This window comes from Desulfobacca acetoxidans DSM 11109 (assembly GCF_000195295.1).
Classification (GTDB): Bacteria; Desulfobacterota; Desulfobaccia; order Desulfobaccales; family Desulfobaccaceae; genus Desulfobacca; species Desulfobacca acetoxidans.
Genome location: NC_015388.1, coordinates 1942270 through 1957391, shown reverse-complemented (window position 1 = coordinate 1957391; position 15122 = coordinate 1942270). Strand labels below are relative to the sequence as shown.

Here is a 15122-nt window from a genome sequence, read left to right as displayed (position 1 = left end):
TAAATACTTCTGTGACTTCAGAGAGTTTTACAAAACTCCATTACGAAAATTCATATACTACATTACACTCTGCTGTCAAGGTTTTTTTAAGACCGTTCCCGGTTCCTGGCCAATAAGAAAATAATAGCGTTTTCCCCATAGCTTGTAGCTGCTTTTGGTAGAATGAGAATCACATCGGAATCAGGCGATACACCTCCAGCAGTGGCAGGTGGTGTTGCCTCGCCAGTTCCCGGCAGGCCTCATATTCCGGCAACAATCGGCGGCGGCCGCCGATGTCGGCTACCTTTACTCGCAGGGGTCCATAAGGGGTGTCGATAGTCTCCAACCACCGTTTCACCGTCACCCGTTCTATTTCCGAGACTCTCACTCCCAAGGTAGTAGACTCATCAAACAGGGTCTCCAGCATAACTTGCCGGGTCTCTAAGGGAGCTATGACCGTAAGTCCGACGCCAGGACGGTTTTTTTTCATTTGCAGCGGCGTATAGGCTACGTCCAAGGCTCCGAGTTGGAAGAGTGTGGCCATCAGATGTTCATACCATTCGGGGATCATGTCATCCAGATGGGTTTCCAGCACCAGAACCCGCTCCGAGGAGGCTGCGGCGGCGGCGAGGCGTCCTTGCATAAGACGCAACAGGTTGGGCTGGGTCGCCAGATCCCGGTCTCCGGCACCGTAGCCCACTTTTTCCAAAACGATCGGAGGTAGAGGTTGGAAGTTGGCGTTCAGGCCTTTAAGAATGGCGGCGCCAGTAGGCGTCACCAACTCGGCCTGTATGTCCACGCCATACATCGGGGCGCCTTCGAGCAGCAGGACGGTGGCTGGCGCCGGGTTGGGCAGCAGACCATGGGCACATCGAACCAGACCCTGACCGCAGGGAAGAGCTGAGGCATAAACCTGGGTTATTCCCAAAGCATGATACGCGAAGGCCGTCCCCACCAGATCCAAAATAGAATCGACCGCGCCGATTTCGTGAAAATGAACCTGCGTCAGTGGCTGTTGATGTACCTGAGCCTCGGCCTGGGCCAATAGTTGGAACATTCTTAAGCTGAGTTCCTTAACTTCTTGAGGCAGCGCCGCTTTGGCAATCAACCCGACTATATCCTGATAGGTGCGGTGGGGTTGCGACTCGGTAATCTGAAAACTGACCTTGGTTCCGGAAAGATGATGTTTGGCAACCTTATGGCAGTGGGCAGTATAACCGGACAGCTTTAACTGCTGAAGACCCTCCCAGAGCTTCTCCGGCTCGAGTCCGAGGTCAATAAAGGCCCCCAGCGTCATATCGCCGCTAAGACCTGAGAAACAATCAAAATAAAGGATGCGGTCAGTTGGCTGTTTTCGATGCTTCGACATGTACCTCCACCTCTTTAATAGCCCGCAGGTCAGCTAGGCGAATGATGAAAAGCAGATTACGGTAGCGGATTCTCTCCCCGGTGCGAGGGATGTCTCCTACCTGCTTGATCAGAAAACCACCCAGGGTGTGATAATTCCCCAGCGGCAGATTCAACCCCAGATTTTCGTTGACGGCTTCTATCTCCATGCGGGCGTTAATCAGATAGGCGCCGTCCCGGAGTTTTTGGAAGGGGCTTATTTCCTGGTCAAATTCGTCGGCAATGTCGCCTACGACCTCTTCGAGCAGGTCTTCCAGGGCAACGATGCCTACGGCACCCCCATATTCATCTACCACGATTACCAGGTGAATACCTTCCTGCTGCATCTCCACCAGCAAGCGGTCGGCTCTTTTTGTCACGGGGACGAAACGCGCCGGGCGGATCAGCTTTTTTATCCCGAAAGCAGGGTTTTCTGCGCCCAGCAGATCGAAGCTATGCAAGATGCCGATAATATTGTCGATGCGGTGACGATAGACCGGCAACCGGGAGAATCGGCCCCGACGGAATTCTTCCAGGGCCTGGGAAATCAGATAGGTTTCCGGTATTGCCAGGACTTCGATCAACGGGATCATGACCTCTTTGACCGTTGTCTGGCTAAAATAGAGGATCCGGTGGATAATAGTTCTCTCTTCGGTATCAAGATCGACTTCGGCCCCGCTGGCTTTGACCACCATCTTAAGTTCTTCACGGGTGACAAAGGGGGCCAGACTGGTGCTCCGGGCACCGGTGAGCAGTAGTACCAGTCGACTGAAGGAGGCAAAGAACCAGGTAATCGGCGCCAGCAGGATTGAGGCCAGCCAGACGAAGAAACTAACCTTCTGCGCCATCCGGGTAGGTCGTAGGCGAGCAATGGATTTGGGCAGGATCTCAGCAAACAACAGTATTATGGGGGGCAGGGTCAGCATCGCCGCTGCTTCTCCTGTCCGACCGTATATATCAATCAACAGAGCCGATACGAGGACGGTATTGGCGGTTTCCGCTAGATTAGAGCCTAACAGGGTGGTGGCAAAGAGTCTTTCCGGCGCCCGCAGCAGTTTCTGGGCCAGGATGGCCTGGCGTTGACCATTTTCGGCCAGATGCTGCAATTGACGGTGATTAGCCGAGACCAGAGCGATTTCGGAACTGGTGAAAAAACCCTCCAGAAAGAGCAATAGGAGGAATATAGTAACGTACAGTAAGATGATCATGACGTTTCCAGGGAAAGCAGGAGCTCCAAAATCCTGGTACCTTTCATGCGCAGTACTTCAAACTTCATCCCGTCATGAACGATGGCGTCGCCTTCATGGGGCAGTTCGCCGAAGAGATTAAAGACAAATCCTCCTAAGGTGTCAAACTCTTCCATGGGCAGAGTCAGACCCAGAATCTGGTTCAGATCGTCCAACGGCATCCTGCTCTTGATCAGGTAGACCCCGGGCGCCAACTGTTCCAGGAGTTTACCGGCCTGCTGGAATTCTTCCTCAAATTCTCCAAAAAGTTCCTCCAGGATGTCCTCTACAGACACCAATCCGATCAGACTGCCGTATTCGTCCACCACCAGAGCCAAACGGATCTTCCGGGTCTGCAATTCACCCAAGAGATCAAAAGCCCGTTTATTTTCAGGCACATAATAGGCCGGCCGCAAAAGTTTTTTTAAACTGACCTGGTCGACCGGGGCCTCGGGTGCAAAGCTCAGCAGGTCTTTGGCATGCAGGATGCCCACTATATCCTCGGGATCATTGCCATATATTGGTACGCGGGAAAAACGCGCCTGTTTGACGGCCTTGATCAGCTCCGCTAATTTCATGCTCAAGGGCAGATAAAAGATATCCGGTCGGGGTACCATGATCTGTCCGACAGTGGTTTCGCCCAAACTCATCAGGTTGACGATCAGTTCCCGCTCCATTGGAGCGATCAGGCCGACTTTATGGCTATCTTCGACCATCCGGAGGAAGTCGTCTTCCCGGACCAGATGTGATGGGGGAGCAGGTTTTAACCCAAAGAAGGACATCAGCGACCGGCTGAGAGTAAGCAGTACTACCCGAACCGGGGTGAAGAGTGGCATTACCAGGGTCAGAGGACGGGCAATCAACCGCGCCCAGAATTCCGGATGGCGCAAGGCAAGGGATTTGGGAATGATTTCGCCGAACAAGAGCAGGGCGGGAGCCATCAACCCCATCGCTACCCATTTACCCTTATCACCCCAGATATTCAGAGATAATGAGGTAGCCAGAACGGTAGCCACAATTACGGCCGCTTCATTACCGATAATAATGGTGGTCAGCAGCCTCTGCGAGCGGGACAGGAGGCGTTCAATCACTCCCCCAATCTGGGGATGTTTGCTCTTAAGTTTGATCCGGGCCAGAGGACTTAAAGAGAAAAGGGAGGTTTCCGCCAGAGCGAAGAAACTATAACACCCTAAAAGAAGAGCCAGAGCGGTCCATTTCAGCCAGATTTGTTGATTCAAGGTCGGTGAATAAAGGTCAAAGGTGTTGATTTGCAAGGATAGATCCTTCGCCTGCGGCTCAGAATGACAGGCATTGTTATTCTGGCCGCAGCGAAGAATCCAAGGTTACTCTCTCTTATGAAGGCCGCGAAGCTATGGGCCTGGTAGTCGATCGCGCCCGGGAGGAGGATTTTTTGGTCTCTTCCCGGGTCGGCAGACGGGTCAAAGCTACCTGAAGCACTTCGTCCATATTCTGCACCAGGATAAACTTGAGCCGGCGTTTAATATGCTTGGGAATTTCAGTCAGATCCTTCCTATTGGCCTCCGGAATGATGATTTGTTTGATACGGGCCCGCAGCGCCGCCAGGGCTTTTTCCTTCAAGCCGCCGATCGGCAGGACTTTGCCCCGCAGGGTGATCTCGCCGGTCATGGCCACGTCTTTGCGCACCGGTATCTGGGTCAGGGTTGAAATGAGGGCGGTCGCCATAGTAACCCCAGCCGAGGGACCGTCTTTGGGAATAGCTCCGGCCGGAACATGCAGGTGGACATCCAACTTTTCGTAAAAATCCTCGGAGAGATTAAATAACTGTGATCGGGCGCGGGCATAGCTTAACGCCGCCTGGGCCGATTCCTTCATGACTTCACCGAGATGGCCGGTGAGAGTCAACTGGCCCTTACCCTTCATAAGACTGGCTTCGACAAATAATAGCTCGCCGCCGAATTCAGTCCAGGCCAATCCGGTGGCTACCCCAATTTCGTCCTTTTCCTGCTCTGCCTCCGGAAGATAGCGGGGCGGCCCTAAATACCGGTGGAGATTACCCCGACTGATCGTAAAGGGGCCTTTCTCAGCTTCGGCGATGCGGCGTGCGACTTTGCGGCAGAGACTGCCGATCTCACGTTCGAGATTGCGTAAGCCCGCTTCTTGAGTGTAGTGACTGATGAGTTCCCGCAAGGAGTTGGGAGTAATAGTCAGTTCGGTCGGGTTGAGGCCATTCTCCTGCAACTGTCGGGGGAGGAGAAATTTTTTGGCTATTTCCAGCTTTTCCTCTTCGGTATAGCCGGCCAGCCGGATGATCTCCATCCGATCCAACAGCGCCGAGGGTATAGGATCTACCAGATTAGCGGTAAGGATAAACATGACCTTGGACAGATCAAACGGAACATTAAGATAGTGGTCGCTGAAGGCAAAATTCTGTTCCGGATCCAGGACCTCCAACAGGGCGGCGGCCGGATCGCCCCGAAAATCCTGGCCGATTTTATCGATCTCATCCATCATAAAGACCGGATTGTTGACCCCGGCGTTCTTCAGCCCCTGAATGATCCGGCCGGGGAGAGCGCCGATGTACGTCCGCCGGTGACCGCGTATTTCAGCTTCATCCCGGATGCCGCCCAAAGAGATGCGGGTGAATTTCCGGCCCATGGCCCGGGCAATAGACCTGCCCAGAGAGGTTTTGCCTACTCCCGGCGGACCCACGAAACAGAGAATGGGGCCTTTCATCTTCTTGTTCAACTTGCGGACACTCAGGTATTCCAGGATGCGGTCTTTGACTTTCTCTAGATCATAGTGGTCGGCGTCTAAAACGGTCTTGGCCTCTTTTAATTCCAGTTTGTCCCGAGTGTTCCTGCTCCAGGGGACTTCCACGAGCCAATCGAGGTAGGTCCGCACCATGGTGGCTTCAGCGGCGTCAGGATGCATCTGCTCCAGGCGGGTGAGCTGCCTTACCGCCTCCTCTTCCACGCCCCTGGGCATGCGGGCCTTGGTAATCTTCTGCTGATATTCCTCAATCTCATCGGGCCGCTCCTCGAAGTCGCCCAACTCCTTTTTGATGGCGCGCAGTTGCTCCCGAAGAAAATATTCCCGTTGGCTCCGGTCGATCTCCTCCTTGGCCTCGGATTGAATCTTGGCCTGCATCGTGGAGACTTCCAGTTCCCGCCTGAGATAATCATTAATGCGGATGAGCCGGTGAATGGGCTCACGCTGTTCAAGAATCTCTTGCGCTTCTTCTATTTTAAGATGCAGGTTGGAAGCGATCAGATTGGCCAAACGTCCAGGTTCATCAATCGATTCCAGAATAGAGCTCATCTCCGGTGACAGAATGCCCTTCAAAGACAGAATCTTTTCGGTCATCTCACGAGCGTTGCGCATCAGGGCTTCTGCTTCGATGGAGATTTCCTCCATTATCTGTTCGGTGATCTGCTCCTGGGTGGCTTTCATAAAAGGCTTTTCTTGCAGAAAGGACTTGATCAAAGCCTTGGTTAACCCCTGCACCAGGATTTTCAGCCGACCATCGGGAAGCTTGAGCATCCGCATGATCAGGCAAACCGTGCCGACCTGATAGATGTCAGCCGGCTCCGGATCATCGATATCCGGATCGCGTTGAGTCACGAGAAAAATTAATCTGTCTTGGGCCAACGCAGCTTCAATGGCCAGAACAGAGGATTCCCGACCGACAAAAAGGGGCAGGATCATGTTGGGAAAGACCACGATATCCCGAACTGCCAACAGCGGCAATTCCTCGGGAATATTTATTTCCGGAGATTCGTCTTCTTCTGGGTCCGGCATACCCTGTTTAAATTTTTCAGGCATTAGTACTCCTTCAGTTCAACCGCGGAGCGGCACTTTGTCATCATTAATATAAGTGCTCTTATTAATCTATGCAACTAAGATGTCAAGTTTTGCATTCTTAATTTACTGATAGATAAGGTTAAATTGTGCCTGGCCAACACCTTTGACAAAAACAGTCGTGGACTCCTGTTCCCCATTTTTTCCTTAACGCCTAAAAAAGCTGCATGAGCGGCTGCACCGGCGTTTCATGTTTCTCAATGAGCCTTCCCCTGATCGTAAATCCGCTCTGACTCACCTGTCCTTGCAATTTGGCGGAGGTAATCTATAATAAATTCGAAAGTGCCAGAGGAATAATTGAGATGCCTGCCCAAGCCCTAATTATAATTGACATGATCAACGATTTTTTGAATCCGGCCGGTTCTCTCTATGTGGGAGGGACGGGACGGGCCATTATTCCCTTTGTGGCCGCCAAGATGCAGGAAATGCGGCTGCAAGGGGCCTTGATTGTCCTGCTGACTGACGCCCATGATCCGAACGATCCTGAGTTTAGCCGCTTTCCACCCCATGCGGTCCAAAACACCTGGGGGGCAGAACTCATTGGGGAGATTAAAGCCGTTCCCAGTGATGTCCGGGTGACCAAGAAACAGCTAAGCGGAATGCTCAACACCGATTTGGAGAAAATCCTGCAGCGCCAACAGATTAACGAGGTGCATTTAGTGGGCGTCTGCACCTCTATCTGTATCATGGAAACGGCGCGCGACTTGGATCTTCGGGGTTATCGGGTGGTGGTTTATCGGGACGGGGTAGCTGACTTCGATCCTGGTGATCATGAGTGGGCGCTTAAAAGGATGGCGAGACTCTTTGGCGTGCAGGTGGTTTAAGCTAAGAAAGGGAAGAGGGAAAGGCTTATCTCCTAGTCCCTCACCCCTCTTCTTTATCCCCTGTTTTAAAACCTGGTTATATGGATTTACATCGTCTCGAAATTTTCTGCAAGGTGGTGGAGCTTAAGAGCTTCACCCTGGCGGCAGAATCGCTCTTGCTATCACAGCCTACGGTGAGCGAACACATTCGCGCTCTTGAGGAGATAGTTGGAGAAAAGTTGGTGGACCGGCAAGGGCGGGAAGTACGGTTGACTCCGGCAGGAGAGATTCTGCAACGCTACGCTGGCAAGATGCTGCGTCTGCGGGAAGAGGCGCGTCAAGCCCTGGCCGATTATCGCGGGGAACTGCTGGGGAAGCTGGTTATCGGAGCGAGCACTATTCCAGGGAGCTACCTGCTGCCGAAAGCTATCGGCGCCTTCAAGGCCAACCATCCGGCGGTCCAGATCACCTTGAAAATTGCCAATACCGCTGCGATCGCCGACGCCGTGATCAAGGGCGAATTCGGATTGGGTCTGGTAGGATTAAAATCTCCGGTAAAACATCTGAACTACGAGGTGCTGTGCCCCGACGAACTGACTTTGACCGTCTTTCCGGAACATCCTTTTTCGGTAAAGGGCGAAGTGGAACTTCCGGAGCTCTATGAGCAGCCGTTTATTATTCGGGAACGCGGCTCCGGGACGCAGATGGCGGCACAACAGATCCTGGCGGCCCACGGGTTCGAGTATGCCAGGCTCAAGGTTGCGGCGCAGATGCCTAACACCGAAGCGGTACGTCAGAGTATCAAGGCCAGGGTAGGTATCGGCATCCTCTCCCGGTTGGCGGTGGCGGCGGATATTGATTACGGGGCGCTCACGGCAGTAAAAATCCGAGGAGTCGAAATGCGGCGGCCTATCTATCTGGTCCAGCGACAGCACCACCAACTGCCGCCTATCTATCAGACATTTGAGGAGTTTTTACGGCTTGAGAGCGGGAAACCGTTGCCGGACCCGGATCTGATTAATGCATGATTTACCTGCAGGATATGATTTTCGGACTTATGAGCGCTGGTTCCTGGACTTTACTCAGGGATATCTTCAGGGAAGCGATTTTGATACGGCCAATATCCGGATAAAAATCAACCATACACTTCGGGTGCTCGGCTTTGCCCGCCAGATTACTAAAAACCTGGATCTCACGCCGGTCTTGCAGGAAATGGCGCACCTGGCGGCCCTCTTCCACGATATCGGCCGGTTTCCACAGTATGCCCGTTATAAAACTTACAATGACAAGGTTTCGGTTAACCACGCCACTGAAGGCGTCCGGACCATGAAGCAGCATGGCGTATTGGCCGGGTTTCCACCCCAGAGTCAACACCTTATCCTGGGAGCCATTGCCCTGCACAACCGGCGTTTTTTACCCAACCAGCTACCAGTTAAAGTTAGACTGCTTACTCAGATTGTCCGCGACGCTGACAAACTCGACATCTTTGCGGTTATGCTGGCGCATTTTGATCCCCGAATACCCTATAATAAAGTGGTCAATCTGGAACTTAAACCCGATCCGGACAATTATACCCCGGCTATTCTGGAAAAGGTGCAGGCCCGGCAATCGGTGAATTACCAGCATCTGACGTGGGTGAATGACTTCAAGCTGATGTTGTGTAGTTGGCTGTATGACCTGAATTATCCTGTCAGTCAAGGTATCGCCAGGGAAAAGGGTTATCTGGATAAGTTGCTGGAATATCTTCCAAAAACGCCAGAGTTTGAGCACCTCGGAAGGCAATTACGGCAGACCCTGCAAGATGACCTTGACAGATGAGACAAAATAAGTAAAATGAATAGTCTGAAAGAGGTTGAACCTGATCATTTCAGCTTATCATCCTGACAATATTGCATAATTTTTAAGTTACAGGTTAAGCCCTGAGTACTTGGGATAATTTCAAGGGAGGATTAGTAGTTGACCAAACACCGTTCAGTAATGAAACGCGACCGACAGAGCAAGGTCCGGCGAATCCGCAATCTAAGCCGTAAAACCCGGGTCAAGAATTTAGTTAAGGCTGTTCGGACGGCCGTCTCGCAAAACCAGCCAGAGCAGGCTCAGGCTGCCTTACAGAAGGCAGCACCGGTAATCCAACGGGTTGCCGCCCAGGGCACCATGCATTGGAAAACCGCAGCTCGCAAAATCTCCCGGCTGACCCGCCACATTAATGCCCTCTCTTCGGATGCCTAAGAGCCGGCAGAGGGCACAATTCCAAGATAACCTTTTCCAAGAGCAGGTGGGGGGGAGCCATTCCGGTTTTAAAACCTAAATCCGCTTCGTGCAGGCGGATGAGATGATCCTGGAGTTGTGCCAACCGGAAGCCACCGGCCTGCCTTTGCAGCTTTTCCGCCACGATACCGGGCAGCTCCAATGTTTGGGCAAGTTCCTTCGATCCCAGCCCCCGTCTCAACGCCTCGCGCGTCCGCATCAGAAGACGGACCTGTCGGGCCAACATGACCAGGATAATAGCTGGCGGCTCTCCCAATTCCAGGAGCCGGTTCAAAACCTTGAGGGCCTTATCCGGCCGGCTCTGACCTAAGGCATCAACCAACTCGAAGATCGAATGGGTGCGGCCATGGCTGCTGAGCTGGGCGACAGCTTCGGCCGTAATCGTCTGCTCTTTCCCGACATACAAAACTAGTTTTTCCAGTTCCTGATGCAGATCAAGCAGATTAAAGCCGACTGCCTCGATGAGTTGCCGCGCCGCATCCGGACTCAGCATTTTTCCCAACTGCCTGGCTTCCTTCTGCAGCCATCCGGGTAATTCATTCTCGCGCAGTCGGAAAAACCCCAAAGCCGCATCCTGCTCCTGGAGGCGCCGCCAGATGCGGTGCGTCTGCACGTCCTTACTCTTGAGTCCTATGGCTACCAAGACCAGGCAGGTTTGGGAGGCCGGGTTTGCCAGATAGCTCTCCAGGGCGGCCAACTCCTTGGCCTTGTAGCGCTCCATACGCCAGATAATTACCAACTGCCGACCACCCCAGAGCTGGGGAGACCTCGCCTCCGTTAATGCTTCTAAGAGACTGATTTCCCCTGCTTCCAGGCTGGTTCTGGCCGCCAAATCCTCTTTTTGGGCCAGCCAATCCTCCAGGCGCGTCAACGCCCGTCGGACGAGAAACTCCTCTTCCCCATAGAACAGATAAACCGGTTTGAGGGCCGAGATTTTTAAGTGACGTTCAAGCAGGATATGGGACATGAATATGGTCGCAGTACGGCATTACCGATTAAATGGGAAAAAAACACCTGCACAGACCAAAAAGCCTGTGCTGCCAGGAAATGATTTTCATGGCTTGTAGTGCTTTTTAAAGAATTGCAATGAATGACTATTAGAGCAGGACGTTAATCTTGTCGTAGACCCGCTGGGCCAACCGGGCTGAGGCCTGCCGGATGCCCTGGGTCCGATTGGCCTCACCGATGGAGTAATAATTTTCTGCGACATAGTCCGCCTTGATCATCTCGGTGCTCTTCCAGATCACCTTATTCTGTCTGAAGTCCTTTAGAGTTATCTCCACGGTGACGGTCACCCGACGGACGAGGGACCGGTCGATGTCGAGGTAGGCGGTTGAAGAATGCTCCAGCTTTTTAATGGTTCCTAGGAGGAGATAATCTGCACCCTCATCCCCCGGTTTGGCCCGGACGGAGCCCCCGTCCCCAAATGCCCGCAGGAGATCATTGGCAAAGATGGTTTCCAGGCCGACCTCCATGGAACGATTTTCAAAGGGCGGAATAGCTATGGTGGCTTGCGGCCGGTCCGCCCCCGCCGGCGCCGATCCCACCACCTGATAACCGCAAGCCGACGTTAACCCTAACAGGCACACCATGAGAAACGTCAACCGTCTCCGACTTACACCACGTCTGAATTGATTACTGTCTTGCATACAACCTCAATTGAGTCCTGAATGCGGAGGACTAAAAAGTACCGGGCTTAAAAGCGTCGCGTCTTTCGCCGTCAGTCTAGTTGTATTGATATCAGCGGCTGTTAGACGACAATATTGACCAGTTTCCGACGGGCCACTACCACCTTTTTAACCTGCTGGCCGGCCAGCAATTCCTGGATACGAGTATCCGTTAGGGCCAGGCGCTTGATCTCTTCGTCGCTGGCGGCGGCCGCCACTTCAATCTTGCTGCGGAGCTTGCCGTTCACCTGGATAACCACCAATCTAGCGTCGGCCGCCATGGCTGCGGCCTCGGCCTGGGGCCAGGGTTCGTGATAGACCGAAGTCGGGTGGCCCAGATGATGCCACAATTCTTCGGCCAGATGCGGCGCCATGGGGCTGAGAATGAGTATCAAGACCTCAATCGCCTCCCGCCAGACGGAGGCGGCCAGATGGTTGGAGGAGGGATCAGTCGCCGGTTCCTCACGGGCTTTATAGAGATCATTAACCAACTCCATGAGGGCGGCAATAGCAGTATTGAAGTGGAAACGCGCTTCAATATCGCTGGTGGCCCGATGGATGGTCTGATGCACCTTCTGGCGCAGCCGCCGCAGTTCAGGCGACAGTTCGGCGCCGGTTCCGCGCCAAGGGGGCGCCGATTTTAAGGATTCAAGCAATTCCTTCACCAGGCTCCAGATTCGATTGAGAAATCGGAAGGCCCCGGCCACCCCCTGGTCCGACCATTCCAGATCTTTTTCGGGCGGCGCGGCAAACAGGCAGAAAAGTCTCGTAGTATCAGCGCCATAGGTCCCGATCAATTCATTCGGATCCACTACATTGCCCTTGGATTTGGACATCTTGGCGCCATCCATGAGCACCATCCCCTGGGTCAGCAAACGGGTGAAAGGTTCATCCACCTGGATATAACCCAGGTCCCGCAGCACTTTGGTGAAGAACCGGGCATAGAGCAGGTGTAGGACTGCGTGTTCGATACCACCGATGTATTGGTCCACCGCCATCCAATAGTTTACCCGGGGCCGGTCCAGAATCCCCTCCTGATAATCAGGACAGGCGTAGCGCAGAAAATACCAAGAGGATTCCACAAAGGTATCCATGGTATCCACTTCCCGTCGGGCCGGCCCCCCACAGACCGGACAGATAGTCTTGGCAAAAGAGTCTAATCTGGCCAGGGGCGAGCCGCCTTCCCCGGAAATCTCCACGTCCAGCGGCAGCCGGATCGGCAGGTCTGATTCCGGGACGGTTTGCATTCCACAACGTTCGCAGTAAATAATCGGTATGGGAGCACCCCAGTATCGTTGTCGGGAAATCCCCCAATCCTTCAACCGGTAGTGAATAGAGCGTCGACCCAATCCCAAGGTTTCGAGGTGGGCGGTAATGGCATCCTTGGCCGTCTCGCTGGCCAGGCCGTCAAACTGTTTGGAATTGACCAACACCCCCGGATCCTCATAGGCGGCCGCCATATTTTCGGCTATCAGGGTATGGTCGGACGGTTGAATCACCACCACCAGGGGAAGATCGTACTTTCGGGCAAACTCAAAGTCCCGCTGGTCATGGGCCGGCACCGCCATGACCGCGCCGGAACCGTATTCCATAAGGACAAAATTAGCCACATAGATAGGCATCCGCCAGCCGGTTACCGGGTTGAGGCAGTAGCGGCCGGTAAAGACGCCTTCCTTCACCAACTCATCCACTACCCCTTTGCTCCGATCCCGCTGTTTCCAGATTTGGATAAATTCCTGGACGGCCTGTTCCTGGCGGGTTCCCTGGGCAAGCCTGGGGGCCAAAGGGTGCTCCGGGGCCAGGCTCATGAACGTAGCGCCAAAAAGGGTGTCCGGCCTGGTGGTAAAGACCGTGATCACCCCATCCAGGCTCTCTATGGCAAACTCAATCTGGGCGCCATGGGACTTGCCGATCCAATTACGCTGCATAGTCAGGACGCGTTCCGGCCATCCGGGCAGACGGTCGCAGTACTCCAACAATTCTTCGACATAGTCCGTTATCTTAAAAAACCACTGTTCCAGCTCCCTTAGGGCCACCGGCTGGTGACAGCGCCAGCAGGCGCCATCCTCCACCTGTTCATTGGCCAACACCGTCTGGCAGTGGTCACACCAGTTCACCGGCGACAACTTTTTATAAGCCAGGCCGCGCCGGAACATCTCAATAAAGACCGACTGCTCCCAACGATAGTAGTCGGGGTCGCAGGTGGCCAATTCCCGACTCCAATCGTAGCTGTAACCCAGGGACTTGAGTTGCCGCCGCATGTAGTCGATGTTCTCATAGGTCCAGGCGGCCGGGTGCACACCGTGGGCCAGGGCGGCGTTCTCCGCCGGCATGCCGAAGGCGTCCCAGCCCATGGGATGCAGGATATTGAATCCTTGCATATGTTTGTAACGGGCCACCACGTCGCCGATGGTATAATTGCGCACGTGGCCCATATGAATCCGCCCGGAGGGATAGGGAAACATCTCCAAGACATAATATTTCGATTTATCGGACAGCTCAGTCACCCGGAAAAGATCCTGCTCTTCCCAATACTGCTGCCATTTAGCTTCGATAACCGCCGGATTGTAGCGCGTCTCCATGCTACGTTGTGCTCCCGCTCAGTAAATTAACGGTATATTTTCGCTTAATTTTGATTGTGGGGCAAGTTAATTGATTCACGGAATTGATTTGAGAAAGAAGTCAAGGCATGCCATAAATGCAAGTTTTTCTGCGCGGCAGAATCGTTTTGAGATAATCATCCGTTGCCTCAAAGATCGGCTCAACTCGATTTTGCTGCCTCATCAAAGGGATGATCTTGGTACGCACTCCCATGCCCCGCGCCTCAACATAACCATAATCTCGCAGCACCTCAACAATCAAGGGATTTCTTGGTGAGCGCTGGCCAGCGATCATTTTTTCCACCGTCATAGTATTCTGTAAGGCGCCGGGGCTGATGAATTCCATGCGGTCCGAATAACAGCCCACCTCGATATCCACTGATCTGGTCCAGTCCCGATGTGCCAAGGCGTTAATGCACGCCTCGCGCATTGCCTCCAATGGATAGAGCCAACGCCGTTCTCGTCTGAAATTCTCATTAATAATGTCGCTCTCTTCTGAAACGAAAGGATGGACGATCTCTGCAAATCGATCAATAAGGCCGAAACCAGTATCGGTCAACATCCTCTCTCCGCCTTCATTAATATGCCATAGCCCCACTAGAGGCCCGTCAAGAACTCTGTCAAGAAGAGCACGATAGGTCTTGTCATTCCCTTCAAAAACCAGGACGCGGATGCCGGACTGCCGCAAAAACCGCCGTGGAGAAACACCGAAGAGAAGCAATCCCGCGATCGTGCAAACCGGGGTAGATTCCAGGACCTCCACCATAAATCCAAGGGCAATCAGACGCTGAATCCAGGCACCATCTGACTTTGGGACATCGAGGTCATGGATGACGTTGATAAAATAATCTCGCAGCCGTTCCAGGTCCAACGACTTGAAAGAAGTGCCGGCAACCGGCAGCAGTTCCGGATGCAGAATCCCGCCGCTGGCAAAAAGCCTGGCCTGCTGTTCTCTGGTAGCCGGTCGTGAGGTGCTGCCGACCCTAATGTAAATCTCTTCCCTATTGTTGTGGCGAAGAACATAAGGCTTTGTCGTTCCCAGAGGGAATGATACAATTGCAACCCTTTTCCCTTCCTCCAGTGCAACTTCTTCATAGAAAGGGATGATCATCGGATGGACTTTAGCAGCAAAGACAGTATCCATAACCCATACCTCAAGGTTGCGACGCTGGATGCCGCTGATTGTCCCGTCATCTTCAACACCGAGTAGTATCATGCCACCCCGGAGATTTGCCATGGCTACAATTTCCTTAGCCAACTGCTCGGGGCGGCAGTCATCGCGTTTGAACTCTACTCCCGAGTTCTCCCCGTTGGCGATAATCTCTAAAAGCTCTGCTTTTAACATGCTTCACC

12 protein-coding genes are annotated in these 15122 nt (G+C 53.4%); 4 read left to right on the top strand and 8 right to left on the bottom strand.

Features of this window, described 5'->3' with window-relative positions:
* Positions 1-169 precede the first annotated feature (169 nt).
* The 4 genes from larC to lon all read right to left on the bottom strand — a co-directional run bounded on the left by larC (position 170) and on the right by lon (position 6395).
* Positions 170-1348: a nickel pincer cofactor biosynthesis protein LarC gene (gene larC / locus DESAC_RS08725; RefSeq protein ID WP_013706701.1), complete on the bottom strand. Its 1179-nt coding sequence runs from the start codon at positions 1346-1348 to the stop codon at positions 170-172.
* Positions 1320-2573, bottom strand: coding sequence for a hemolysin family protein (locus DESAC_RS15265; protein ID WP_013706700.1), 1254 nt, complete (start codon positions 2571-2573; stop codon positions 1320-1322). Before DESAC_RS15265 ends, larC begins: the two co-directional genes overlap by 29 nt.
* Positions 2570-3865: a hemolysin family protein gene (locus tag DESAC_RS08710; protein ID WP_013706699.1), complete on the bottom strand. Its 1296-nt coding sequence runs from the start codon at positions 3863-3865 to the stop codon at positions 2570-2572. Before DESAC_RS08710 ends, DESAC_RS15265 begins: the two co-directional genes overlap by 4 nt.
* 79 nt (positions 3866-3944) lie before the next feature.
* On the bottom strand, positions 3945-6395 hold the full coding sequence (gene lon, locus DESAC_RS08705; protein ID WP_013706698.1) for an endopeptidase La: 2451 nt from the start codon (positions 6393-6395) through the stop codon (positions 3945-3947).
* 338 nt (positions 6396-6733) lie between these two features.
* Between lon and DESAC_RS08700 the strand changes: the two genes are divergently transcribed.
* The 4 genes from DESAC_RS08700 to rpsT all read left to right on the top strand — a co-directional run bounded on the left by DESAC_RS08700 (position 6734) and on the right by rpsT (position 9463).
* Complete coding sequence (locus DESAC_RS08700; RefSeq protein ID WP_013706697.1) at positions 6734-7255, top strand: cysteine hydrolase family protein; 522 nt, start codon at positions 6734-6736, stop codon at positions 7253-7255.
* 80 nt (positions 7256-7335) lie between these two features.
* Positions 7336-8262 (top strand): selenium metabolism-associated LysR family transcriptional regulator, encoded by a 927-nt coding sequence (locus DESAC_RS08695; RefSeq protein ID WP_013706696.1) that lies wholly within the window; start codon positions 7336-7338, stop codon positions 8260-8262.
* Positions 8255-9052, top strand: coding sequence for an HD domain-containing protein (locus tag DESAC_RS08690; protein ID WP_013706695.1), 798 nt, complete (start codon positions 8255-8257; stop codon positions 9050-9052). Before DESAC_RS08695 ends, DESAC_RS08690 begins: the two co-directional genes overlap by 8 nt.
* 138 nt (positions 9053-9190) lie before the next feature.
* Entirely contained in the window at positions 9191-9463 is a 273-nt protein-coding gene (rpsT, locus tag DESAC_RS08685; RefSeq protein WP_013706694.1) for a 30S ribosomal protein S20, read from the top strand.
* On the opposite strand, the gene holA is transcribed toward rpsT, so the two are convergent.
* From holA to DESAC_RS08665, 4 genes are all read right to left on the bottom strand, one after another.
* A complete protein-coding gene (gene holA, locus DESAC_RS08680; protein ID WP_013706693.1) occupies positions 9438-10469 on the bottom strand; it encodes a DNA polymerase III subunit delta in 1032 nt (343 codons plus the stop codon). The two genes, rpsT and holA, sit on opposite strands and share 26 nt — an antisense overlap.
* 130 nt (positions 10470-10599) lie before the next feature.
* On the bottom strand, positions 10600-11151 hold the full coding sequence (gene lptE / locus DESAC_RS08675; RefSeq protein WP_013706692.1) for an LPS assembly lipoprotein LptE: 552 nt from the start codon (positions 11149-11151) through the stop codon (positions 10600-10602).
* A gap of 101 nt (positions 11152-11252) precedes the next feature.
* Complete coding sequence (leuS, locus tag DESAC_RS08670) at positions 11253-13751, bottom strand: leucine--tRNA ligase (protein ID WP_013706691.1); 2499 nt, start codon at positions 13749-13751, stop codon at positions 11253-11255.
* A gap of 100 nt (positions 13752-13851) precedes the next feature.
* Entirely contained in the window at positions 13852-15114 is a 1263-nt protein-coding gene (locus DESAC_RS08665; protein ID WP_013706690.1) for an RNA-binding domain-containing protein, read from the bottom strand.
* Positions 15115-15122 lie beyond the last annotated feature (8 nt).